We start from the raw sequence: 332 nt of genomic DNA, 5'->3' as shown, positions 1-332 counted from the left end.
GTAATGCTCGCTCGTATGTCGCTTGATCAGCAAAGTAAAGAGAGGAGATTTTCAATCTTTGAAACAGTTGCTTAAGTAAATGGTGGTATTGTAGTTTACTTTTTAGCTTACTGGTTATTTGAGCCTGTTGTAGAGCGCTTTCTTGAGCAGATGCACTGGCATGAAAAATTTGAAACAGCGCTTACATGGATTAAAGAGTATGGCGTGTGGGTGGTATTTTTTGCGTGCTTTTCACCTATCTCTTATAAGGTATTTACTATTGGTGTAGGGGTATTACAAATGGAATTTTTACCATTTTTTATAGCTTCTGACTTTGTAGGTGTTGCGAGTTT

General features: G+C 37.3%; 1 pseudogene. It reads left to right on the top strand.

The annotated features are described in order from the left end of the window. A pseudogene (locus CWB60_RS20645) lies at positions 1-332 on the top strand (YqaA family protein); the annotation flags it as partial.

It is taken from the genome of Pseudoalteromonas sp. S327, from assembly GCF_005886415.1.
GTDB classification, from domain to species: Bacteria; Pseudomonadota; Gammaproteobacteria; order Enterobacterales; family Alteromonadaceae; genus Pseudoalteromonas; species Pseudoalteromonas atlantica.
Note: the sequence above shows the minus strand (reverse complement) of the source record. Positions and strands in the feature narration are given on the sequence as shown.